Genomic DNA, 23,297 nt, shown 5'->3' with positions numbered 1-23,297 from the left:
TGCTCAAATAAATGCCAAAGAGCACCGCTTCCCAAAAGAAACGAGTGCTCTTCTTCACATAGTAAACTAAAACTTAAATTCCTAGATCCAGCCCTGAAGCTCGCGGCGCACCACGTTCTCCAGCACAGCCATACCTTCCGGTGCATCGTTGAGGCATGGGATATGCGTAAACTGCTCCCCGCCATGCTCCTCAAAGATCTCCGCGGCTTCACCGGCGATCTCTTCCAGGGTTTCAAGACAGTCTGCCACAAACCCCGGATTCAAAACGGCAATCCGCTTTACGCCTTCTTTTGCCAGCTTCTCGACAGTCTTGTCCGTATAAGGCTGCAGCCATTCTTCCGGCCCGAAACGCGACTGGAATGTGATCTGTAGCTTCTTGTCATCCCAACCCAGCTTCTCACGCATCAGCCGAGTCGTTTTCTGACAATGGCAGTGATAAGGGTCGCCCTTGTCGAAATAGCTCTGCGGAATACCGTGGAAGGACGCCAGGACCACTTCCGGCTCTTCATCCAGCTCACTCAGCTTGTTCTTGATCGAAGTCGCCAATGAGTCGATGTAGGTCTCATCATCATGATAAGGCGGCACAATGCGAATGGTCGGCTGCCAGCGCATCTTCAACAAGGCGCGGAACACTTCATCATTCACAGTAGCAGTCGTAGAGGCCGAGTACTGCGGATACAGTGGGAAGACGAGGATACGATCGCACCCTTTTGCCTTCAGCGCATCAAGACGGCTCGCGATGGATGGGTTGCCATAACGCATTGCCCAGTCAACAACCACGTTCTCGCCCAGATCAGCAAGAACCTCGCTCAGCTTATCTGACTGGCTTCGTGTGATGGTACGCAGCGGGCTCTCATCAAGCTCGTTGTTCCAGATCTCTTTGTAAGCTGCACCGGACTTCTGCGGGCGCTTACTCAAAACGATACCGTGGAGAATTGGTAGCCATAGGAAGCGTGACCATTCGATAACCCGTCGATCTGAGAGGAACTCCGCCAGATAGCGGCGCATGGACCAATAATCGGTCCCATCAGGTGTCCCGAGATTTACGAGAAGAACACCCACTTTCCCGAATGAGACCGGAGGGTGATTTCCCGGCGTTGTGGCGTTGCCGCTTGTGCTCTGGTTCATGAGACCCCTATGCGCATCAGATCCAATCCCTTTGCTAAATAGAGTTTCCCGTTGCCCGCGCCAAGGTCAAACCCAACGATTTTCTGAATAATACGGTGAAACTACCCAGAATAGAAAAATGCCAGCCTACATGTGCAGGCTGGCACCTCAAAAATCGATTAGGTTCAACGGCGTTTATGCAGTCACTTCACGCTCATCAGAGATCACCTTGCCATCGTTCGGCAGTGTGTCTGGCGCCACCAGTTCCACATCACCATTCAGACCAGTGTGTTCTTTCAGGGACTTCTTCAGCGCAGCGATAAAGTCATCGCTTGCCGCTTCCGTCTCCACCTTCAGGATCATGTGATCCTGCTCTCCCTGACGAACCACGGAAAGACGCGCACGTCCAATATCATCGCCAGCCTGTTTGCGCAGACGTTCGATCTGAGCAGGGTCAACAAACATGCCCTTCACCTTGGTGCGCTGGTCAGCACGGCCCATCCAGCCCTTCAGACGCATGTTGGTACGGCCACAAGGTGAGATACCCGGCATCACGGCAGAAAGGTCACCTGTAGCAAAGCGAATGAGCGGATAGGTCGGTGAGAATGTGGTTACCACCAACTCGCCAACCTCACCCGGTGCAACAGGCTCACCAGTCCCCGGACGAACGATTTCGATGATGAAATCTTCGTTGGCGATCATGCCTTCCATGGCTTCACTCTCATAAGCCACGATACCAAGGTCAGCCGTCGCATAGGCCTGCAACACCTTCACACCGCGATTTGCGTATTCCTCACGCAAGCTCGGATAGAGCGCTCCACCGGAAACAAGACCGCGAGTGATTGAGCTGACATCTGCACCCATCTCAGCAGCGCGATCCAGAATAACCTTCAGGTAATCCGGCGTACCGGCATATGCCGTCGGGCGCAGGCTGGAGATCGCAGAAACCTGCATATCCGTATTACCGATACCAGCTGGGAAGACAACGCAACCATAAGCGCGCGCGCCCTGATCCAGAATGAACCCACCCGGCGTCATATGATAGGACAACGCATTGTGAACGATGTCACCCGGACGAATACCTGTCGCATGGAACGCACGCGCAGACTTCCAAGGATCAGCCTCTGGCCCCTGCGGCTCCCAGATTGGGCCCGGAGACATGAAGATGCGCTTGTAGGTAGAGAAGTCACCCGCAGCAAAGCCGCCCAGCGGTGGCTCCTCTGCTTGTGCTGCAAGCAAGTCTGACTTACGCAGCACAGGCAACTTGGCCAGAGCTTCACGGCTTGTGATCTCAGCAGGATCAATATCAGCCAGATGCTTTGCCCAACCAGAAGCCTCAGCCTTCGCCATGGCAATCTGGCCCGGCAGACGCGCCATCAGATCAGCTTCACGCTCCTCTGGCGAACGGATTTCCAACTCGTCAAAATATTCGGTTCCCATAGAAGCCCTCCCATGGCCTCAAACTTCTCTTGGGCAGAAGGCAAAGCCTCCTGCAAATCATACGAATAGAGGCCTCAGTTGAACCCGACTGGATCAACCCGGCCCTGACAATCAGATTGCACTGGCTTCGCCGCCAGCAGTAACTCACTCATTGGGGTATCTGGCTCAATCTGACCCTTCAGATTGATAAAGAGCTCAGTGATCAAACCACCCTTACAACGCACCTCAACACGGTTCCCCGCACCGGCCCCAAAAGACTCATCAAACGCCGCACGAACCTGCGCAGTCGTCAGAACCTCACCAATATTGGAAGCAAACAGATCACGGACAGCTGAGCCGTTCAATTGCTCCATAAGATCAAGAGATTCCGCGTAATACTCTTCAGCGCTGTCACTGTAACAAGTGCCGTGCTTCACCCATTCATAACGGTCCAAATGGGATTGAGCACCCGGCATCACCTTATCCAGCTCTTCCCGTGTTGCCTCTTCCAACTCAACAGGAGGCAGCTGCCCGCGTGTAGAGCGTTCTTCAGCAAGACGTTTCTCTGCACGTGTCACGCCGCACCAGAAATTCCCACGCGGCTGAGGCCACAAACCATGCAACGCAAAGTGGCTCGCATCAAACCGCCCTTCCACCTGAGAAGAACACTCGGGGATCTCTTGGTGAGTTTGGCAAAAGGCCGGTTGCCAGCTCGCCGCCAGCAAAAACTCCGCATCAGCCGATGGGCCTTTCACAGCAGGACGAACCACCTTTGATCCAGCCGATCCACCGGAACCATTGCCAGCCGTCTGCCCACTGCCCTCAGCCTCAACCAGATGAAGACCGCAGGAAGCATCCACCCAGCGCTCTGCCGGGTTCACACCATTCATTCGGATAAAGTAATGCGAAGCCTGCGCTTTGTTCTTTCCAAGCAGCTCATAAGCCCGCATCCATTCCACATGGACGCTGCCCGGATTGGTCTGCTTCCGAAAAGACTTGAACGCCGGACAGGCTTCTTCAGCGAGGAAATAACCATCCAGTTTCACTTGAGAGGAAGCCGGCACAACTGAGGCCACGCCCAAAAGCGCAGCCCCGACAATGACCTTAGAAAGAAAATGCATGTGGTCCTCCAAAATACCTTTTGCAGCAATAAGCAGCATGCAGATTATTCAAAACCAGATACATTGACTTCCTGTGACAGTTCACCCCCATCTTTTTGGGGTTATCCTCTCAATTGGCGCAGATTATGCCAACCAGCGCTTACGACGCTTATAGTGCTTGCCATCACGGAACGACTTACGTCCCTCGCCGCCAACACCAAGATAGAACTCTTTCACGTCTTCGTTTTCACGCAGAGACTCAGCATCACCATCCAGCACGATACGGCCTGCTTCCATGATGTACCCGTAGGTCGCATACTTCAGCGCAACGTTGGTGTTCTGCTCAGCCAGCAGGAATGAAACGCCTTCGTTCTTGTTCAGCTTCTTCACGATCTCGAAGATCTCTTCCTGCAACTGCGGCGCAAGACCCATGCTTGGCTCATCCAGCAGGATCATGTCAGGGCGGCTCATCAGGGCACGGCCCACCGCACACATCTGCTGCTCACCACCTGAGGTGTAACCCGCCTGAGAACCACGACGCTCACGCAGACGCGGGAAATAGTCGTACACCATCTCCAGATCGCGCTTGATCTCAGCATTGCCATCTGTACGGGTGTAAGCACCGGTCATCAGGTTATCTTCAATGGAAAGGTGGCCAAAACAACGACGGCCTTCCATCACCTGAATACAGCCGCGGCGCACCAGTTCGTTCGGAGAAAGCGCCTGAACCTGCTTTCCTTGAAATTCAATGTTGCCCTTTGTCACTTCTCCACGCTCTGCCTGCAGCAGGTTGGAAATAGCTTTCAGGGTCGTTGTCTTACCGGCACCGTTCGCACCCAGCAGAGCAACAATACCACCTCTAGGCACGGTCAAAGACACCCCTTTGAGAACCAGCACCACGTGGTCGTAGATGACTTCGATGTTGTTAATAGACAAAATGTCTTCGGCAACCTGCAGGTTAGCGGCTGGTGCCTTGGAATTTGATGTCTGTTCTGCAATTGCGTTCATGAGATCAGCCTTAGCCTGCGAACATTCCGATTATTTGACTTGGGTAGAGTTGGTCGGGCACCAATGCGCCCGACCAAAACAAACAATGCTTAGTTACAAGCGAGGTCGCCACGACCTGGCCATGGAGCGTTGTTCTTCGCGTAGTCAGCAGCTTTTTCCAACTCAAGCGGCTTGATCAGCTCACGGTTTGGAGTCAGCAGGTCACTTGCCTGTACGAACTCTTCGCCGTTCCACTCAAGCATCCATGCACCAGAGTGACCAGTGTGGTTGTCACAAGCCATCTTCAGTGGTGGTGTCATGCCCTTCATACCCAGCTCTTCAAGGCGAGCTTCAGTGATGTCCAGGTTCTCAAGCCCCCAACGCAGCTGTTCTGCATTGATGTTCTTCTCACCAAAATTGTCCTGAGCAGTTTTCGCTGCTTCCGCCAGGATCATGGAGATGATGATACCGCGCTGATAGAAGATGGTGTCCATGTCAGCTTCAGATTTGATCTCTGAGTTGCCTTTGGAAACAACATGCGTACGGATATCATCAAGCACTGGGAAGTTGCCTGGAGCGTTGAAGCTGACAGACTTGTAGCCCTTTGCTTTTGCACCAACGTTCTGCAGGTCAGCATCAGAGCCGGACCACCAGATACCGATGAAGTTTTCCATTGGGTAACGGGTCTTAACCGCTTCGGTGATCGCACCGGCGTTCATAGCACCCCAACCCCACATAACGACGTTGTCTGGACGCTCACGACGGATCTGCAGCCACTGAGCAGACTGGTTCTGCATTTCTTTCAGACCAACAGGGATCGGAACCAGCTTGAAGTCATGCATTTCAGCAAGCTTTTCCAGAAGCGGAATTGGCTCTTTACCAAACGGGTGGTCAAGGTGAAGAAGAACAATCTTCTTACCCTTCAGCGAAGACATATCACCACCAGCAATGTAGTCGAGGATCATGTACGCGCCGTCCCAGTAAGACACTGGTGGGTTAAACGCCCAAGCGAATGTATTACCGTCTGACATTGGCGAGAAACCATAGCCCGGTGCCAGAATTGGAATACGATCAACATTGGTGCGTGGCATAACCTGCAGAGTGATACCGGTGGACCATGGCTGAGTTACGAGAGCATCTCCCTTTGTCTTCTCGTAACACTCAACGCCTTTGTTGGTGTTGTAGCCGGTTTCACACTCAATGTAGTCGATTGGCACACCGCCGATACCGCCATCACGCTCGTTCAGCATAAGCATGTAGTCACGCTGACCGTTCATGATCGGAGTACCAGTGCCCGCAAATGGGCCTGTACGATATGTCAGGTTAGGAAAGTTAAGACCATCCGCTGCCATCGCAGCTGTGCTCATAGCGACTGCAAGAGCACCTGCTGCAACAGCCTTACCGAAATTCGTAAAGTGTTTCATATTTTCCTCCGCGTTTGCGGCTAATGCCGCGGGCCACTTCCTCTATTCCCCAGCTGCTAAAACGCAGTTCTTTATTAGTGAGGGAATGGCCAAATGATGAGCTTTTCACGAATAAGCGCCCAGAACCGCGCAAGACCGTGAGGCTCGACAATCAAGAACATGATGATGAGGGAACCAACCACCATAACGTTGACGTGTTCCATGGTGGCAGACCCGATGCTAATTCCGAGAATTTCAGGCAACAGGTTCAGCACAACTGGCAGCGCCACAATCAGGATCGCACCCAGGAAGTTGCCCATCACACTGCCAAGACCACCGATGATCGCGATAAAGACGATCTGGAAACTCATTGGAATATCAAAGAGGTTCGGCTCAGCAGCACCTTTCCAGAAGAACACCATCAGTGCGCCGGCAATACCAACGATGTAGGAGCTCACAGCGAAGGCAGAAAGCTTCGCACGCATCAGGTTGATGCCCACCAGTTCCGCAGCAATGTCCATGTCACGAACAGCCTTCCAGGTACGACCGTAACGGCCACGTGTCAGGTTGATCATGGCAAAGGTCACCACAGAAACGATGCCAAGAACGAAGTAGTACTGAACCATCGGCGACGCATTTGGCCCGGTCACAACAAGACCGAAGATGTCCATGGTGCGCACTTCAATCGCGCCGGATGCGTTGTAGTTGTAAAGCCACGCCCACTTCTCAAAGAGCCACACCAGGAAGAACTGCGAAGCAAGCGTCGCAATCGCGAGGTAGAAGCCCTTAATACGCAGCGACGGCAAACCAAACGCCACACCAACAGCTGCTGAGAAGAAGCCGGAAAGGAACAGAGCAATTACAATGTTCATTTCAGGGAAGATCGTGGTGATCTTGTAGCAGGCATAGGCACCAACACCCATGAAGCCCGCGGTACCCAGCGACAGCTGTCCTGCATACCCCGTCAGAATATTCAGCCCGAGCGAAGCAAGGGAGTAAATCAGCACCGGCACCAGCAGAGCCTTGTAGGTGAACTCCGATGCGAACATCGGAAAGATCACATACATGGTGGCAAGGATCACAACCAGCAGGACCATATCCTGTTTGATTGGGAAGAGCGCCTGATCGCTTTCGTAACTTGTTTTGAACTGACCAGAAGTTCTGTAAAACACGCCAGGCCTCCCTTACACGCGCTCGATGATTTTCTCACCGAACAGCCCTTGCGGACGGAACAGCAGAACAATCAAAGCAAAGATGAAGGCGAACCAGGTTTCAGTGTTGCCACCGAACAGAGGCTGGCCCCAGTAGATTTCAAAGACTTTTTCAAGAAGACCGATAGCGATACCGCCGATGATCGCACCGGAGACAGACTCCAGACCACCAAGCATCAGCACCGGCAGCGCTTTGTAGGCAATCACTTCAAGCGCGAAGGACACACCTGCACGAGCGCCCCAGACAATACCTGTCGCAAGAGCAATCACACCGGCAATGAACCACACCAGAACCCAGATCGTGCTCAGGGAAATGCCCACGGACAGAGCTGCTGTGTGATCATCACCCAGCGCACGGATCGCGCGGCCCATCGCAGACTTGTTCAGGAACACCAGCAGGCTGATCACCAGAATGATCGCCATAACAACCGCGAACACATCTTTCTCTTCCATAAGCAGGAAGCCGCCGAACGGTTCAAACTCGATAGCACCGGTTGGAATGCCGAGAGCTTCGGTGATCATCACCTTGTTCTCACCACCAAACACGAACTCACCAAAGCCGATGAGGAACATGGTGATACCGATCGTCGCCATGAACAGGATGATGTCTGGCTGACCAACAAGCGGACGCAGCACCATACGCTCAACGCCCATTGCAAGCGCATACATGATGCCCAGAGTGAGCGGCATCGCGATCGCCGCAGCAACAAACTCATTGCCAACATAAGGCACGAGGAAGGAATGCAGGCCGACAAGTGACAGCGCCGCAAACACCACCATGATGCCCTGCGCAAAGTTGAAGATACGCGAGGACTTAAAGATAAGAACAAAGCCAAGCGCGATCAGAGAGTAAAGGACACCTGAAACAAGGCCTTCCCACAACACCTGCAGAAAGAAGTCCGGGACTTCGACCATCTGAACAAACGGGTCGATTAAAACAGTGTAAAGCGTTTCCACGAGAGCCCCCTAGTGTGACACGCCAAGATAGGCATCAATAACTTCCTGGTTGCTCTGCACTTCATCCGGCACGCCATCAGCAATCTTGCGGCCATAGTCCAGAACAACGACACGGTCGGAAAGGTCCATCACAACACCCATGTCATGCTCAATCAGAGCAATCGTGGTGCCGAGCTGATCATTCACATCCAGAATGAAGCGGCTCATGTCCTCTTTCTCTTCCAGGTTCATCCCTGCCATCGGCTCATCGAGCAGCAGCAGTTCAGGCTCCATCGCCAACGCACGGGCAAGCTCAACGCGCTTTTGCAAGCCGTATGGAAGCGTCCCCACAGGTGTGCGACGGATATGCTGGATTTCGAGAAAGTCGATGATTTCCTCGACCTTCTTACGGTGCTCAATTTCTTCCCGCTGCGCAGGGCCCCAGTAGAGCATCTGCCAGAACATGTTCTGCTTCATCCGCGTTGCACGTCCGGCCATGATGTTATCCAGCGTGGACATGCCCTTAAACAAAGCAACGTTCTGGAAGGTTCGAGCGATGCCCTGACTAACCGCAAGGTGCGGCTTCATGGACTTACGCTTTTCGCCATTGAAGGTGATCACACCTTCCTGTGGCTGATAGAAACCATTGATCACGTTGAGCATGGACGTCTTGCCCGCGCCGTTAGGACCAATGATTGCGCGAATTTCCCCCTTCTTGATGTTGAAGGAGATATTCGTGATTGCTTTAACACCGCCAAAGGAGAGAGAAACGTTCTCAAGATCCAGCAGAACCTCGCGCTCCTCGGCCTTTCTTTTGACCTCTTCGAGCGTTGGATCCATTACAGTCATTCTGCCGCCTCCCCAATCGCGGACATTGCCTTACTATTATAAGTTTCCATGTCACGGATCTCGACGGTGGCTTCGATCGTACCCTGACGACCATCTTCGAAGGTCACTTCAGTCACCACATGTTTGGAGGTCTCACCGGCATAGAACGCTTCAATCAGCGGCGCATAACGGTCAGCAACAAAGTTACGACGGACCTTCTGAGTACGTGTCAGTTCGCCATCATCCGGATCCAGTTCCTTATGCAGAACCAGGAAGCGCTTGATCTGAGCACCAGCCATCATTGGTTCTTCGGCAAGATCCTTGTTCACCTGATCCACATGGCTCTGAATGGTCTTGTAAACCTCAGGATGCGCCGCCAGTTCCTGATAGGACGCGTAAGCAATGTTGTTACGCTCCGCCCAGTTACCAACCGCAACAAGATCGATGTTCACGAAGGCACAAACGTAATCCCGCTCATTGCCAAAGGTCACAGCCTCTTTGATGTTCGGGAAGAACTTCAGCTTGTTCTCGATGTACTTCGGCGCGAACATGGAACCGTCGTTCAGCTTGCCTACGTCCTTCGCACGGTCGATGATCTTCAGGTGGCCATTCTCAAGGAACATGCCCGCATCACCAGTGTGCACCCAGCCGTCTTCGGTCTTGGTGTCTTTGGTCGCGTCATCGTTCTTGTAATAGCCAAGGAACGCGCCTGGTGAACGGTACATGACCTCACCACTATCAGCGATCCGCACCTCAACATCCTGCATAGGCACACCAACGGTATCAGCATAAATCTGACCGTCAGGCTGCGAGGTGATGAACACGGAAGATTCCGTCTGACCATAAAGCTGCTTCAGGTTCAGACCGATGGAACGGTAGAACTTGAAGATCTCAGGACCAATCGCTTCACCAGCGGTGTAAGCAACACGAACGCGGGAGAAACCCATCTCGTTCTTCAAAGGTCCATAAACGCAGAACTCACCAACAGCATACTTCATGCGCTCGAACAGAGAGACACTCTCACCGTTCAGAATGCGCTCGCCAACCTTGTTCGCGTAGTCAAGGAAGTAGTCGAACAGCTTCTTCTTCATCGTGCCCGCATCTTCCATGCGAACCATGATGTGTGTCAGCATACCCTCAAACACGCGCGGCGGTGCGAACATGTAGGTCGGAGCAATTTCCTTACGGTCGATGGAAACTGTTTCAGGACCTTCAGGACAGTTCACGCAGTAACCAGCCGTAATACACTGGGCATACGAGAACACGTGGTCACCAACCCATGCCATAGGCAGGTAAGCAACGGTGTCTGCATTCTCATCCAGATTGTCGAATTTGTTCGCGTTCTGAACGGAAACCATCAGGTTATTGAAGGTCAGCATCACACCTTTAGGACGACCAGTCGTACCAGAGGTGTAAAGGATCACGGCAACGTCTTCACGCTTGCCACCTTTAACCGCTTCAAACCACTCCTCAGCCAGCTTCTCGTCATTGTCGAGCAGAGCCTGACCAGCATCCTGAACTGTCTTGTAACGGTGCAGGCGAGTGTGATCGTAATCGCGAAGACCCTTTGGATCTTCGTAAATGATGTGCTCGAGCAGCGGCAGCTTCTCGGACATATCGATCAGCTTATCAACCTGCTCCTGATCTTCAGCAACTGCAAAACGCACTTCAGCGTGACCGAGAACATAAGCAATCTCTTCAGCCACGGAGTCGGCATAAACTGGGATCGGAATACCACCCAACGCCTGCACTGCTGCAAAAACCCAATAAAGATGCGGACGGTTTGCACCAATCACCGCAACTTTGTCGCCCTCTTTACATCCAAGGCTTTTCAGCCCCAATGAGAGCTTGCGAACTTCCTCAAGGACTTCAAGCCAGGTCCAGCTCTGCCAGATCCCGAGGTCCTTCTCGCGATACGCGGGGCGATCCCCCCAATCCCGCGCATTCCGAATAAGCAACTGCGGAAATGTATCCATACCCGCTGACGGAGGCACCTGCATCTTTGAATCACCTCTCGCCAAAGGCCACACACTTGTGCCTTTGGTCTGCCTGTTTACTCTGAGGAAATACGAAAGACTAATAGCCCCGCCTCGCAAGTCCTCCACCTGCGAGTTCCTCCCTGAGCTAAGTCTTAGCAAGATACGAAAACTTTTTTAATTGGTTTTATTCGTTGCGCATTGCAACCTGCGGCACTTGTGCAATGCAAAACTGTGATATTTCAACGAGTTACATTAGAAAATATCTATACTAAGGTATACATGCAATATATTGGTCACGCATAAGCGAAATACGCTAGGTAAATCAATAGCCAATACTTTCGATTAAGTTTCAATTCCTTTTTGTAGAACATTGGGCTAAGTCAAAAAAGAATCACTACTTTTGGTTATCCGCACTGCAACAAAAAAGGGGCACGAATACTCGCGCCCCTTACATATACTAATCTATTACTACTATCAGCCGTAGATAACTTTAGGCAGCCAGGTTGCAAGTTCTGGCAGGTACCACAGGATCACCAGCATCAGGATCTGGATGAGCACAAACGGGATGATACCGAAGTAGATATCCGTGGTCTTCACGGACGGTGGAGCCACGCCACGCAGATAGAACAGCGCAAAGCCGAACGGCGGCGTCAGGAACGATGTCTGCAGGTTCACAGCCATCATCACACCAAGCCATGCAGGGTGCATCGGTTCACCGTTAGGCATCTCAAGCTGCAGCAGAATTGGCGCAACGAGTGGAACCACAACGAACACGATTTCCAGGAAGTCCAGGAAGAAGCCGAGGACGAACATCACCAGCATAACAGCGATGATAGCGCCCAGTGCACCACCCGGTAGACCAGTCAGCGCTTCCTTCACCAGCTCTTCACCACCCAGATCACGGAAGATCAGGGAGAAGAAGGTTGCACCGATCAGGATCACGAACACCATACAGGTAATCTGTGTGGTGGACTGCATCACTGGAACCAGAACCTTTTTCGCCATCACGCGGTACAGCGAAACCAAAAGGCCGTAAGCAAGAATCGCACAAGCAGCGCTCGCAACCCAAATACCAACCATATCGCCAGTTGGGATCTCGTTACGCGCAACACGCAGATCCATGAAGCTTGTCAGACCCAGCATCACGATCAGAGAAAGAACCGCCAGATAAACCGGCCAAGGCTTCTCTTCGTTCATGCGATAACCAGCCAGCAACAACGCACCAACAGCACCTACAGCAGCTGCTTCAGTTGGGGTTGCAATACCAGCCAAAATAGAGCCAAGCACCGCAATAATAAGCGCAATTGGCGGAACAAGAGCATGAAGAACCTGACTGAGAGTTGGTCCGTCAGTTCCATCATCACGCATTGGTGGAGACTTATGCGGCTGCGTAAACGCAACAAACAGCTGGTAGCAGAGATACAGACCAACCAACACCATGCCAGGAATAAGCGCACCTGCGAACAGGTCACCAACAGAGAATGGTTCCGGAGCAAAGTTGCCCATCTCACGCTGTGCGATCTGATAGCCGTTAGACAGCTGGTCAGCCAGGAACACAAGCACGATAGATGGTGGGATGATCTGTCCCAGTGTACCGGATGCAGCAATCGAACCACATGCGATGCGCGGGCTGTAGCCGTTACGCAGCATTGTTGGCAGAGAAAGCAGACCCATGGTCACAACAGTCGCGCCCACGATACCGGTAGAAGCGGCAAGCAGCGCACCCACGATTGTCACGGAGATGCCCAGACCACCCGGCATACGACCGAACAGACGACCCATGGTCTCCAGCAGCTCTTCAGCCACTTTGGAGCGTTCCAGCATCACACCCATAAAGATGAAGAGTGGAACGGCAATCAAGGTCTCGTTGGACATGGTGCCGAAAATTCGGCTTGGGATCGCACCAAGTGTCACGCTACCGCCAAAGAACGACGCGATCAGAGCGAAGATAAGTGCGACACCAGCAAGCGTAAATGCAACAGGGAAGCCCGCAAGCAAACAAATACAGGCAACCGCAAACATCAAAATATCAAGAGTATGAAGAAATCCATCCATCTCCGTTTACTCCTGAATCTGACGGAATGAGTCGAGCGCCTTCTTGTCACCACCAAGGGCAAGAACACTTCGAATAATAATAGCAACACCCTGTAGGGAGACGAGAACGGCAAAGGCGATGATCGCACTCTTCAGAAGATAACGCCCCTGAATACCGGAGGCTTCCTGAGAGCCTTCCCAGATTGCCCATGAGCTGGCCACATACCCCCATGACCAGTAGACAATCACTGCACACATCGGCAGCAGGAAGAAGACCGAACCGATCAGATCAATCACTGCTTTGATGCGTGGGCGAGCATCTCGATAGAAGATATCAACGCGCACGTGCCCATCAACGCTAAGCGTATAAGCAGCAGCCAACATGAATAGGAAACCGTGCATGTAGGTGATGGATTCTTGCATCCAGATGGAGCCGATACCAAAAACGTATCTCATCACCACCACTGTAAACTGGACAAGCACAATGCCCAGAGACAGCCAGGCGCAGGTCTTGCCGATGCCGCCATTGACTGAGGTAATCAGGTTCATTAGGGCGCGCATGCCCGCCTCTTCGTCTTGGTCTAAACCAAGCCTCTAGGATTATTATTGGGCCCCAAAGGCCAGGATAGAATTTTTGAAAGAAAAGCTCCCCGCAAGGATTGCGGAGAGCTCGTGCAGCATTAAGAAAAATTAGCCCAGGATACGATCGCGAGCAGTCAGGTAGTTACGCTCAGCAAGGCTGGACCATGCAGAGGTTTCCTTACGAGACTTAACGTAGCTTTCGTAGATGCGCTTGGAGATGTCATCTGTTTCAGCCACTTCCGCAACAACTTCTTCAGCTTTACGACCGATTGCATCGAACACGTCGTCGGAGAAGTCACGAACCTGAACGTTGTGCTTGGTCAGGAGAGTTTCCAGAGCAGCACCGTTGTTGTGGTTGTACTCAGCGAACATGTAGTTGTTCTCTGCCATACATGCAGAACGGATCAGCTCCTGCTGACCAGGTGTGAAGCTTTCCCAAACACCTTTGTTCATGCCGAAGGACAGACCAGCACCTGGCTCATGGAAGCCTTTGGTGTAGTAGTACTTAGCAACTTTGTAGAAGCCGAATGCCATGTCGTTCCATGCACCAACCCACTCGGTCGCGTCGATCGCGCCAGACTGCAGTGCTGGGAAGATTTCGGAACCAGGCAGTGCAACAGCAGATGCACCAAGACGGCGAAGAACTTCACCACCCAGACCAGGCATACGCATTTTCAGGCCTTTGAGGTCTTCAAGAGAGTTGATCTCTTTGTTGAACCAGCCACCTGCCTGAAGACCGGTGTTACCTGCCAGGAAGGACTTAACGTTGAACTGACCAGCCAGCTCATCCCAGAGCTCCTGACCGCCACCGAAGTGCATCCATGCTTCCAGCTCAGCAGCAGTCATACCCATTGGAACTGCAGTGAAGAAGCCGAATGCTTTGTGCTTGCCGAGCCAGTAGTAGTCAGCAGCGTGGTACATGTCAGCTGTACCGTTGGAAACAGCATCGAAGCTCTCAAATGCAGGAACAAGTTCACCAGCAGCGAACAGCTTAACAGTCAGCTGACCTTCACTTGCAGCAGTGATGCGGTCAGCGATGCGCTGTGCGCCGGTACCAAGACCCGGGAAGTTCTTTGGCCAGGTGGTGACCATTTTCAGTTCGCGCTTGCCAGATGCGAGCGCAGGAGCTGCAAGAGTAGCTGCGCCAGCGGTTGCGCCTGCCAAACCAGCATTTTTCAGAAAACTACGGCGGTCCATAAAAACTCCTCCCAAGAGCTTCTTAAATCAAATCTCTTTATGCCTCCGCAGAAACGAAACTCGTCCTCTGAGATCTCTGCGACAACATGACCAACTTCTTATAACCCTAAAACTACGTGAAAATACAAGGAAATCTGCATCGTATTGGACAAATTAATTATTCTTGGATCAACTGAGCGTACCTCATCAATACGTTTTCAACCGAAACCAACCGCAACGTAACTATCGAAACATTTTTAGGAAATCCCGCCCTAAAGGACTAATAATCGACCTCGTAATTCGAAATTCATAGCCTTTTATTTCAATGTTAATAAGTCAGTGGACTTGACCTAATTCTCAACAATGAATTTCCTGCAGTTTTTCTGGGCATTTTAGCAAGCCAGCCTGCAGATGCTTTAAAATACAATAATTTAGATGAAACTAATCTTTAGAATGCGCAAAATCTACACTGAACCACCCAAACTCATCACCACACGTCAAAACCACGGAATCAGGCTCTGCCCAGCCTCTTTTTGTGGAACAAAGACAGCTAAGAAAAGCTAGAGGATCGAAGAGTGAGATTTAGGTAGATCGCGAAGGTGTAAAAATTCACACCTTCGCGCATTAACGATAGCGCGAATTTCTTCGAAATCTTCGCTACGAAATTGCCTCGAAGCAGTTTTCAAGGGCATTTCGAGAGCGATTCTTCCAAAAATCGCCTTATTCTAGAACAGACCTGCCGTTGCGCCACCATTGAGGCCAGCAATCAGCATCAGCGTTCCCATCAGCAGAATGGTCAGCGCACCAACCACTTCAAAGCCGCGCAGGATGACCGTGCCAGCCTGACTATCAGCGCCCCAGATGCGCAGAGCAACATCACGGGAAAGCACCGCAAGGCTCGCCAGAATGGAAACGGTAATCCCCGTTCCAAGAGCCATCACGAGCGTAGAAGCCACACCAGCCCAGATCATGCCCTGCGAGAAGGCAAAGGCCAGAACGATCAGCGCTCCGGTACATGGACGCAGGCCAACAGCCAGAATAATGGACCAGATACTGGTCAGCGTCATTGTTGAGTTTTGGACCAGTTTCGGGTCTGGTGCATGCGCGTGCCCACAACTGGAGCAAACCTCTCCATGACCTTCGTGCGCATGGTCGTGATGATGATCGTGGTCATGGTTATCATGGCCGTGGTCGTGATCATGCGAGTGCCCACAACTGGAAGCCGGCTTCTTACCAAACCAAGGCTTCAGAACACGCTGCCAGACAAGGTAGAGACCAAGCAGGAAGACCAGCACATAAGACCCCAGCTCAAACCAGCGCGCTGTTGAGTTGATCGCCGTGCTCGTCAGATGCAACAGCACCCCTGCCCCGCCAACCAGAGCAATCGCAGTTACAGCCTGCGCAAAGGCAGAAGCGAAGGACAGAGCGATCCCTTTCTTCAGGGTCTGCTCATCCGCAATCACATAAGAGGAGATAACCGCCTTACCGTGACCCGGTCCTGCTGCATGGAACACACCATAAGCAAAGCTGATCAACATCAGCAGCCAGCCAGCAGACGGATTGCTGCGGAAGTTTCTGAGCGCACTTGTCAGCTTCAGATAGAACTCATTCTGCAGTCGAGTGATGGTCGCCATGCCCTGCTGGAAGATGTTCATGTCAGGACCACGCACCTCAGCAGCAGCCTCATCAGCGCTCAGACGCTCAGAAGTAGTCGACAGAGCCATTGGCTCACCGCCCTGCGCCAACGCAGCAACAGCGTCCGCAGCGGTCTCTGGTGCACTTTCAGCCGGTTCAGGAGTGATCTCAGAGATAAACTTGGTGTTGCCACCGTCAGAGGCAGCAGCCACAGCCGCGCCATCACAGGACACAATCACCTGATTGACCAGCGCCTGCGTATAACTCTGCAGCTCCTCAGGCACATTCCGCTGGTCGGCACCAATCGTCGCCAACTGTGCAGCAATCTGCCCATCCAGTTCCGGCGGGTGCACAAGCTCAACAGAACATTTGCCTGGAGCATTGCTCAGCGTCACAGCCAGACCGGACTTCGGCCACTTGAAATCGATGTAATAGGTTGGGTCATACACATCGAGCGTAATCGGCTTATCCGCTTTGACCTTCTTTTTCAAAGGAAGCGTAAAGCTCAGCTCCACCAGCGAAACAGGGCTTGTATCCGGCTGACTGCGCCCGCTGGCAATATCTTCAGCAATCGCCGCTTTGTCTTCATCACTGATCAGCCAGTAGTCATCAAAAGCCACCTTGATCATCTTCATGGAAGGCTCAAACGGCTCGGTAAAATCTATCTCCGTTTGACTGTCATCGCCAAAGGTGAAGTAGCCGTATTCGCCCAGACCCTGAATATTGATCTTGGCCAGTTCCGCTAATTCGTCTTTTTCGAAAAATCCATTCTGGTTCTCATCCAGCCCCTGCACCGCATAAGCCGTGTACAGATCATCGAACAGCCACTTGTGCCGAATGTGAGTCAAATACCCATCATCATCGAAAACCAGTTCGGCACGCGCTTGCACAAACATGTGCGGATGAGCGGCAACCTGTTGAGAAGGCAACAGAAATACCAACAGCATGCAAAATGCGGTCAAAAACCGTAGAAGCTTATCAGACATGGCGCCTTAACAATATATGAGAACCCGACACGACAAGTGTAATAAAATAACGGCAAATTCAAGACCCAATTATTGAAGATCCTGAGATACGATTTTCCCGCAATTTAGAACCATTCGGATAATTCTTCCGAATTTGATGCTCATCACCTACGAAATAAACCGGATATTGCTTTAAGAATAAACCAATATCCCCGCAACGCTTCTTGTTCAATTTCGTTTGGGAGGGCTGAATGAACGTGCCATTGCATAATAAAATAACGATCGATACCTACATGACCCCATTGGATCATCCAGAGTTCGCTGGCCACGAGCAAATCGTATTTGCAACAGACAACGAAACAGGGCTGAAAGCAATTATCGCGGTTCACAACACCAATCGCGGTCCTGGTCTGGGCGGCTGCCGCATGTGGAACTATGCAAGCGCAAATGAAGCACTGACTGATGTTCTCCGCCTTTCCAAAGGCATGACCTACAAAAACGCGTTGGCTGACCTTGCTTTGGGAGGAGGAAAGTCAGTCATCATCGCGAACCCGCGCACTGACAAGACCCCCGAGCTACTCAGAGCATTCGGCAGGCACATCAACCGCCTTTCCGGCAGCTACATCACCGCAGAAGACGTGGGCATCAGCTCTGACGATATGGAAATCATCGGCAGCCAGACCCAGTTCGCACGCGGTACAGAGGCAACCGGCTTCGGTGACCCGTCTCCTTACACCGCACTCGGCACCTTCGTCGGCATCCAAGCCGCTGCCAAACACAAGTTCGGTTCTGAAGATCTCACCGGCCTCACCGTATCCCTGAAGGGCCTCGGTCATGTGGGCTATGACGTTGCCCGCCAGCTCCACGAAGCAGGCGCACGCCTTATCGTCTCCGACATCTACGACCCGGCTGTTCAGCGCGCAATTGAAGAACTCGGAGCTTCCAGCGTATCTCCGGATGACGCACACCTCGTAGAAGCGGACATCTTCGCTCCATGTGCTCTGGGTGGTGGCTTGAACGCTGACACCATTCCTCAGCTGAAAGCAGCTGTCGTCGCAGGCGCCGCAAACAACCAGCTGGAAACTCCGGAAGACGGTGCAGCTCTCATGAAGCGTGGCATCCTCTACGCACCGGACTACGCCATCAACGCAGGCGGCGTGATCTCCGTTGCATTGGGAGAGCCTGGCGCATCAGACACAATCGTCCGCCAGAAAACGTTCGCCATCGGCAACACGCTCACTCAGATTTTCGAGAGAGCAGACGCAGAGAAACGCCCAACCAACATCATCGCCGATGAGTTGGCAGAAGAGCGCTTCCAGCACCACCACAACCCGGCTTAACTAAGAGAGCGAACTCAGCCCTCTTTGGGAACAGGCCCATCAAGCATCTTGGGGCAGTCACCATGCTGCTCCAGTTGCTTATGCCAGTTGACCATGTAGTCAACAAACGCACGCACTTTCGCGGAAAGATGGCGGCGATGCGGGTAAACAGCATACATTGCAGGCCCCGGTACTTCGCAGTCTTCTAATGCCGGTATCAACTGACCTGACATCAACTCTTCCAGCACATAAAAGATCGGCAACCGAACAACGCCCAGACCGGCCAAGGCAGCTGCAACGGCTGTCTTCGCACTATTCACATGCATGGGGCCTTTGACAGGAACGGAAAACCGCTCCCCGTTCTCAAGGAACATCCAGTTGGTCTTGTGCTTGTAGTTGGTATCAATGATGCACGGCATGTTGGCCAGATCACCCGGCTTCTCCGGCATCCCATGCGCTTCCCAGTAAGCAGGAGAAGCACAAACCACCACACGCACATCACGGATCTTGCGGGCAATCAGGCTGGAATCTTCAAGCTCAGCCACGCGGATGGCAACGTCATACCCTTCCTCGACAATGTCGACGAAGCGATCTTCCATCTCAATATCCAGCTCTACCCGCGGATGCTCCTGCAGGAAGGAAGCCAGCACCCTGCCCAGCGTTGCTTCAGAGAAAGACCGTGGCGCACTCAACCGCAACCTGCCGCGCACCTCCCGGTGATCCTGCTGCACAGCGTCTTTCAGATCATCAAAGCGCTGCAACAACTCACCCGCTTCACGGAAGTAAGCTTCCCCAACCTGCGTCAGAGAAATCTGGCGTGTGGTTCTGTTAAGCAGGCGCACACCCAGCTCATCTTCCAGCTCGCTCACATATTTGGAGATCAGGGCTTTGGAGCGCCCCATGTCTCGCGCCGCTGCTGAAAAGCCACCGCTTTCGACCACCTGCAAAAAACATCTAATTCGTGTGATGGAATCCATCGGTCAAACCTCTCACAGCATATCTTTGAAACGCAAAACCAGTTTGCGAACAGAGACACGCAAAATCAAAGCGAACGAGCCTCAGTCTGCTGCTTCTCACGGCGCTTTCTGCGGCGGCGAATACGCCCACCAAGTCCAGCCAGACGCAACATAAACAAACCCGTGGCAAAGCCAAGCCCGGCCAACACACCGCCTTCAACGGTCACTGGCACGGCTGGCTCAAAGTCTTCCCAGGTTGCTTTGGAAAGTTTGGTGTCCGGTTCCTTCATGAAGATCCAGACACGCTCAAATGCAGCGGCGGTTGCCATCGCCAGTTGCTGGTCTTTCAACACCTCAAGCCGATCCAGAGATCGTTCGATGCTTGTTCCACGCAACTGCACAAACTCATCCGCGCTCTGCGCCATATGAGCCAGAGCTTCTGAAATGCTCCGGTTGGTGGCAGCTGCATCCGCAACAAAATCGGCTTTCACTTCCTCCAACGCATCAATGGCACCACCCATGCGCTGTCGGTATTGCTGCGCAAACTCAGGAAGCTGAGAGGTCACAGTGCCGCTTACAAGCGCAACGCCAAGCGTCAGTACTCTTGCAAACATCATCGCAAACCTCCCACACCCAAATTAATCCAGCAGAGTGATCACTCCAGCAGCACCTTCTTCTGTACCAAACGCCAGACGGTCGCCCTTCTTGTCCCATGCAAGCGCAGAAACAGGACCAGCACCCGGACGGCGCAGCAGAACCTCGGCATTGTCAGAGAACCGCACAGCCATCACCATGCCATCCTGATAGCCAATCGCCAGCATCTCTTCCTGTGGATGGCAGCAAACAGTCGTCACCATACTGTCACCACGCACACCCAGCTCCAGAGGCGCCTGTCCCATTGGACCAGACTTACCCATGAATGGCCACAGGATCGCAGCCTGCGCGCCGGATGTCGCCAGATACTTGCCCTTTGCAGACCAGCTCACAGACTTCACCTTGGCCGGATAGCCCGTCATCCGCATGTCCTGACTATCCGCCAGGCGCCATCCGTGCAGAGCGTTCTCCTGCATGGTGGTCACAAGGTACTTGCCATCTGGAGAGTAAGTCACATGACCATGTGCCCCCTTCCAGCTCAGCTCCTGCGGATCACCAGCAGCATTCACCCAAAACAGCGTCACCCCGTCATAACGCGATGCAGCAAGGCGCATACCCTTTGGCGCAAAAGCCAAACCTGCAAACGCACGTGGCAGCTGAAACTCTTTGATCTCACCTGTCTTCAGGCGAACCCAAGCTGTACGACCAGAGGCAAACGCCACACTGTCTTGCGGACCAGCAGCAATGATGTCGATCCACTTGCGAGGCTGCTCAGCAAGCTCTTCAACACTGCCATCTGCACTGACCTTGCAGATCTTCCCATCACCACCACCGGTGATCAGAGACTTGCCATCCAGTGAAGGCGTTGCACAGAGCAAACCGTTTTTGTGAACCGGAGTTTGCGTCTCCGGTCCACCAGCAAAAAAGACAGAACCTTCGCCACTGGCAAAGGCTGCTACGTCACCGAGGAAGGTTGCCGAAACAACATAACCGTCGGTATCAAGAGGAGCAGTTACAGGCACCAGAACTTACTCCGCAACACAAGCTTCAAACGCAGTCTTCAGCGCTGCACCATCCAGCTCACGACCGATGAACACGATGCGGCTCTCACGCTTCTCATCGTCTTTCCAGTCACGCTGATGGTTGCCTTCCACAATCATATGGATGCCCTGCACCACATAACGCTGCGGATCATCTTTAAAGGCCAGAATACCTTTCATGCGCAGAATGTTCGGACCTTGAATCTGGGTTACCTGATTGATCCAGTCAAAGAACACCTTCGGCTCCAGATCACCAGCAGTGAAGGAAAAGGACTTCACGGAGTGCGTGTCTTCATGGTCATGATCGCAGTCCGGGCCGCATTCATGGTCAGGATGGTCGTGATCATGTGCGTGGCCGTGGTCATGCCCATGATGGTGATGATCGTGATCGCAATCCGGACCACACTCATGATCATGCGCATGCTCGGCCTTCTTCAGGAATTCTGGGTCCAGATCCAGAATACGGTCTAGCTCGAATGCGCCACGATCCAGAACATCACCGATCTCAATCTGGCAACGCTCTGTGTGATGGATCTTCGCATATGGATTGATTTTGCGGATCGCCGCTTCAACACCAACCAGTTCCTCAGCAGAAACAAGGTCGGTCTTGTTCAGCAAAATCACGTCAGAAAACGCGATCTGGTCTTCAGCTTCCTTGGTGTCTTTCAGGCGCTGCTGAACGTGGCGTGCATCAACAACAGCGACCACAGCATCCAGCTTCGCCGCTTCACGCACATCATCATCCATGAAGAACGTCTGCGCCACAGGAGCTGGGTCGGCCACGCCAGTGGTCTCCACGATGATCGCGTCAAACGCACCCTTACGCTTCATCAGGTTTTCAACGGTACGGATCAGATCGCCACGAACGGTACAGCAGATGCAGCCATTGTTCATTTCATAGACTTCCTCGTCAGACTCAACGAGAAGGTCATTGTCGATACCGATTTCACCAAATTCATTGACGATCACAGCATAACGCGTGCCGTGGTTTTCGCTCAGAATACGGTTCAACAAGGTGGTTTTACCTGCGCCCAGATACCCGGTCAGCACGGTAACAGGAATACGGCTATCAGCAGCCTCGGACATTTACGTCTCCTTGGATGGGCGTGCGCTCGCAATCAGCTGGCACGATAATTTCGTGCCCTCAATATAGACAGTTGATCTGCCAGCAAAAGACCCTAGCTGCTGATTGTTTGATATCCGGGTTCCTGTCCCCCAGGAATTGGCCAATACCTCTTGATGGGGATCACAGCCCCAGCTTGTACCGAAGCTCCAGAACAAGCAGGAAAACAATGCAGAAGACGATAAAAAACACCACAAGGCTAATTGCAATGGGCATGCTGCTGTTCAGCAAAGGTGAGAAGAAAAACAGATAAATCGAAATCAGGATCGCCATTGTCACAAATGTGCGCGCTGGGCTTCTTGTCACAAACTGGAAAACACCCATAGACCTGATTGCCTCAGGCACACGAAGGCTACTCATAAAAATCTCCAATCAAAATACATGGAGATCCTAGGCCCGTTATTTGACAGAAGCAAGAAGCCAACATTGATGAGCGAAGCGGGCACAAGCAATCGCAAGCGGCTCAACCCACTCTACTATTTTCTGTTTGCATTCAATCGCTTCCATCCCCTACCATCCAGCCGATTGTTTTGGGGGACTGGGAGGCCAACCATCATGCTGAAAACCGTAGAAGCGTTTGATCGCATCGGAGATGAAAACGCATTCGCCGTTTTGGCACGTGCAACAGAGCTTGCCCAACAAGGCCGCGACATCATCAATCTCGGCATCGGTCAGCCTGATTTCCAAACTCCAGAACACATCGTGGAAGCAGCCGTCAAAGCCCTGCGCGACGAACACCACGGCTACACCGGCGCCACAGGTATTCTCCCACTACGCGAAATCATCGCCTCAAGCCTTCATGCGGAAACCGGTACAAGCGTCTCCCCTGACAACGTCATGGTCGTCCCCGGCGGCAAGGTCACCATGTTCATGGCTATCCTGATGTTTGGAGAGCCCGGCAAA

At 52.6% G+C, this 23,297-nt stretch carries 20 protein-coding genes; 2 read left to right on the top strand and 18 right to left on the bottom strand.

Annotated features, from left to right (window positions below):
• Positions 1–81: 81 nt before the first annotated feature.
• The 13 genes from hemH to PJE062_RS19610 form a co-directional block, all read right to left on the bottom strand.
• Positions 82–1,128, bottom strand: a complete 1,047-nt coding sequence (gene hemH / locus PJE062_RS19670) for a ferrochelatase (protein ID WP_008551459.1) — start codon at positions 1,126–1,128, stop codon at positions 82–84.
• A gap of 174 nt (positions 1,129–1,302) precedes the next feature.
• A complete protein-coding gene (locus PJE062_RS19665; protein WP_008551399.1) occupies positions 1,303–2,547 on the bottom strand; it encodes a phenylacetate--CoA ligase family protein in 1,245 nt (414 codons plus the stop codon).
• Between the two features lie 74 nt (positions 2,548–2,621).
• Positions 2,622–3,647 (bottom strand): ribonuclease T2, encoded by a 1,026-nt coding sequence (locus PJE062_RS19660; protein WP_208982398.1) that lies wholly within the window; start codon positions 3,645–3,647, stop codon positions 2,622–2,624.
• A 123-nt stretch (positions 3,648–3,770) separates the two neighbouring features.
• Entirely contained in the window at positions 3,771–4,634 is an 864-nt protein-coding gene (locus PJE062_RS19655; RefSeq protein WP_008551673.1) for an ABC transporter ATP-binding protein, read from the bottom strand.
• A gap of 89 nt (positions 4,635–4,723) precedes the next feature.
• On the bottom strand, positions 4,724–6,037 hold the full coding sequence (locus PJE062_RS19650) for an ABC transporter substrate-binding protein (RefSeq protein ID WP_008551648.1): 1,314 nt from the start codon (positions 6,035–6,037) through the stop codon (positions 4,724–4,726).
• Positions 6,038–6,111: 74 nt separating this feature from the next.
• The gene (locus PJE062_RS19645) at positions 6,112–7,188 is read right to left on the bottom strand and encodes a branched-chain amino acid ABC transporter permease (protein WP_008551299.1); all 1,077 of its coding nucleotides are present in this window, start codon (positions 7,186–7,188) and stop codon (positions 6,112–6,114) included.
• Positions 7,189–7,200: 12 nt separating this feature from the next.
• Positions 7,201–8,184 (bottom strand): branched-chain amino acid ABC transporter permease, encoded by a 984-nt coding sequence (locus PJE062_RS19640; RefSeq protein ID WP_008551597.1) that lies wholly within the window; start codon positions 8,182–8,184, stop codon positions 7,201–7,203.
• A 9-nt stretch (positions 8,185–8,193) separates the two neighbouring features.
• Positions 8,194–9,003 carry an ABC transporter ATP-binding protein gene (locus PJE062_RS19635; protein WP_037037744.1) on the bottom strand — a complete coding sequence of 270 codons (810 nt, stop codon included), beginning with the start codon at positions 9,001–9,003 and terminating at the stop codon, positions 8,194–8,196.
• A 5-nt stretch (positions 9,004–9,008) separates the two neighbouring features.
• Positions 9,009–10,991 (bottom strand): long-chain fatty acid--CoA ligase, encoded by a 1,983-nt coding sequence (locus PJE062_RS19630; protein WP_008551451.1) that lies wholly within the window; start codon positions 10,989–10,991, stop codon positions 9,009–9,011.
• A gap of 453 nt (positions 10,992–11,444) precedes the next feature.
• Positions 11,445–13,025 (bottom strand): TRAP transporter large permease subunit, encoded by a 1,581-nt coding sequence (locus tag PJE062_RS19625; RefSeq protein ID WP_008551314.1) that lies wholly within the window; start codon positions 13,023–13,025, stop codon positions 11,445–11,447.
• A gap of 6 nt (positions 13,026–13,031) precedes the next feature.
• Entirely contained in the window at positions 13,032–13,565 is a 534-nt protein-coding gene (locus PJE062_RS19620) for a TRAP transporter small permease subunit (protein ID WP_008551693.1), read from the bottom strand.
• Positions 13,566–13,694: 129 nt separating this feature from the next.
• Positions 13,695–14,783 carry a TRAP transporter substrate-binding protein gene (locus PJE062_RS19615; RefSeq protein ID WP_008551339.1) on the bottom strand — a complete coding sequence of 363 codons (1,089 nt, stop codon included), beginning with the start codon at positions 14,781–14,783 and terminating at the stop codon, positions 13,695–13,697.
• A 704-nt stretch (positions 14,784–15,487) separates the two neighbouring features.
• Positions 15,488–17,383 carry a DUF1007 family protein gene (locus tag PJE062_RS19610; RefSeq protein WP_008551710.1) on the bottom strand — a complete coding sequence of 632 codons (1,896 nt, stop codon included), beginning with the start codon at positions 17,381–17,383 and terminating at the stop codon, positions 15,488–15,490.
• Positions 17,384–17,613: 230 nt separating this feature from the next.
• On the opposite strand from PJE062_RS19610, the gene PJE062_RS19605 reads away from it, so the two are divergent.
• Positions 17,614–18,702 (top strand): Glu/Leu/Phe/Val dehydrogenase, encoded by a 1,089-nt coding sequence (locus tag PJE062_RS19605; protein ID WP_008551660.1) that lies wholly within the window; start codon positions 17,614–17,616, stop codon positions 18,700–18,702.
• A 14-nt stretch (positions 18,703–18,716) separates the two neighbouring features.
• Here PJE062_RS19605 and PJE062_RS19600 read toward each other — a convergent pair whose 3' ends face one another.
• From PJE062_RS19600 to PJE062_RS19580, 5 genes are all read right to left on the bottom strand, one after another.
• Entirely contained in the window at positions 18,717–19,658 is a 942-nt protein-coding gene (locus PJE062_RS19600) for a LysR family transcriptional regulator (RefSeq protein WP_008551573.1), read from the bottom strand.
• A 65-nt stretch (positions 19,659–19,723) separates the two neighbouring features.
• Positions 19,724–20,254 (bottom strand): DUF2937 family protein, encoded by a 531-nt coding sequence (locus tag PJE062_RS19595; protein WP_008551708.1) that lies wholly within the window; start codon positions 20,252–20,254, stop codon positions 19,724–19,726.
• A gap of 21 nt (positions 20,255–20,275) precedes the next feature.
• The gene (locus PJE062_RS19590; RefSeq protein WP_008551307.1) at positions 20,276–21,253 is read right to left on the bottom strand and encodes a WD40 repeat domain-containing protein; all 978 of its coding nucleotides are present in this window, start codon (positions 21,251–21,253) and stop codon (positions 20,276–20,278) included.
• Positions 21,254–21,259: 6 nt separating this feature from the next.
• Positions 21,260–22,357, bottom strand: a complete 1,098-nt coding sequence (locus PJE062_RS19585; RefSeq protein WP_008551310.1) for a GTP-binding protein — start codon at positions 22,355–22,357, stop codon at positions 21,260–21,262.
• A 160-nt stretch (positions 22,358–22,517) separates the two neighbouring features.
• Positions 22,518–22,754 carry a hypothetical protein gene (locus PJE062_RS19580; protein ID WP_157039257.1) on the bottom strand — a complete coding sequence of 79 codons (237 nt, stop codon included), beginning with the start codon at positions 22,752–22,754 and terminating at the stop codon, positions 22,518–22,520.
• A 195-nt stretch (positions 22,755–22,949) separates the two neighbouring features.
• Between PJE062_RS19580 and PJE062_RS26160 the strand changes: the two genes are divergently transcribed.
• A partial coding sequence (locus PJE062_RS26160; RefSeq protein ID WP_037037739.1) for an aminotransferase class I/II-fold pyridoxal phosphate-dependent enzyme occupies positions 22,950–23,297 on the top strand: 348 nt, incomplete at its 3' end.

This window comes from Pseudovibrio sp. JE062, assembly GCF_000156235.1.
Lineage (GTDB): Bacteria > Pseudomonadota > Alphaproteobacteria > Rhizobiales > Stappiaceae > Pseudovibrio.
The sequence above is the reverse complement of the archived record's forward strand: the minus strand, read 5'-3'. Positions and strand labels throughout refer to the sequence as shown.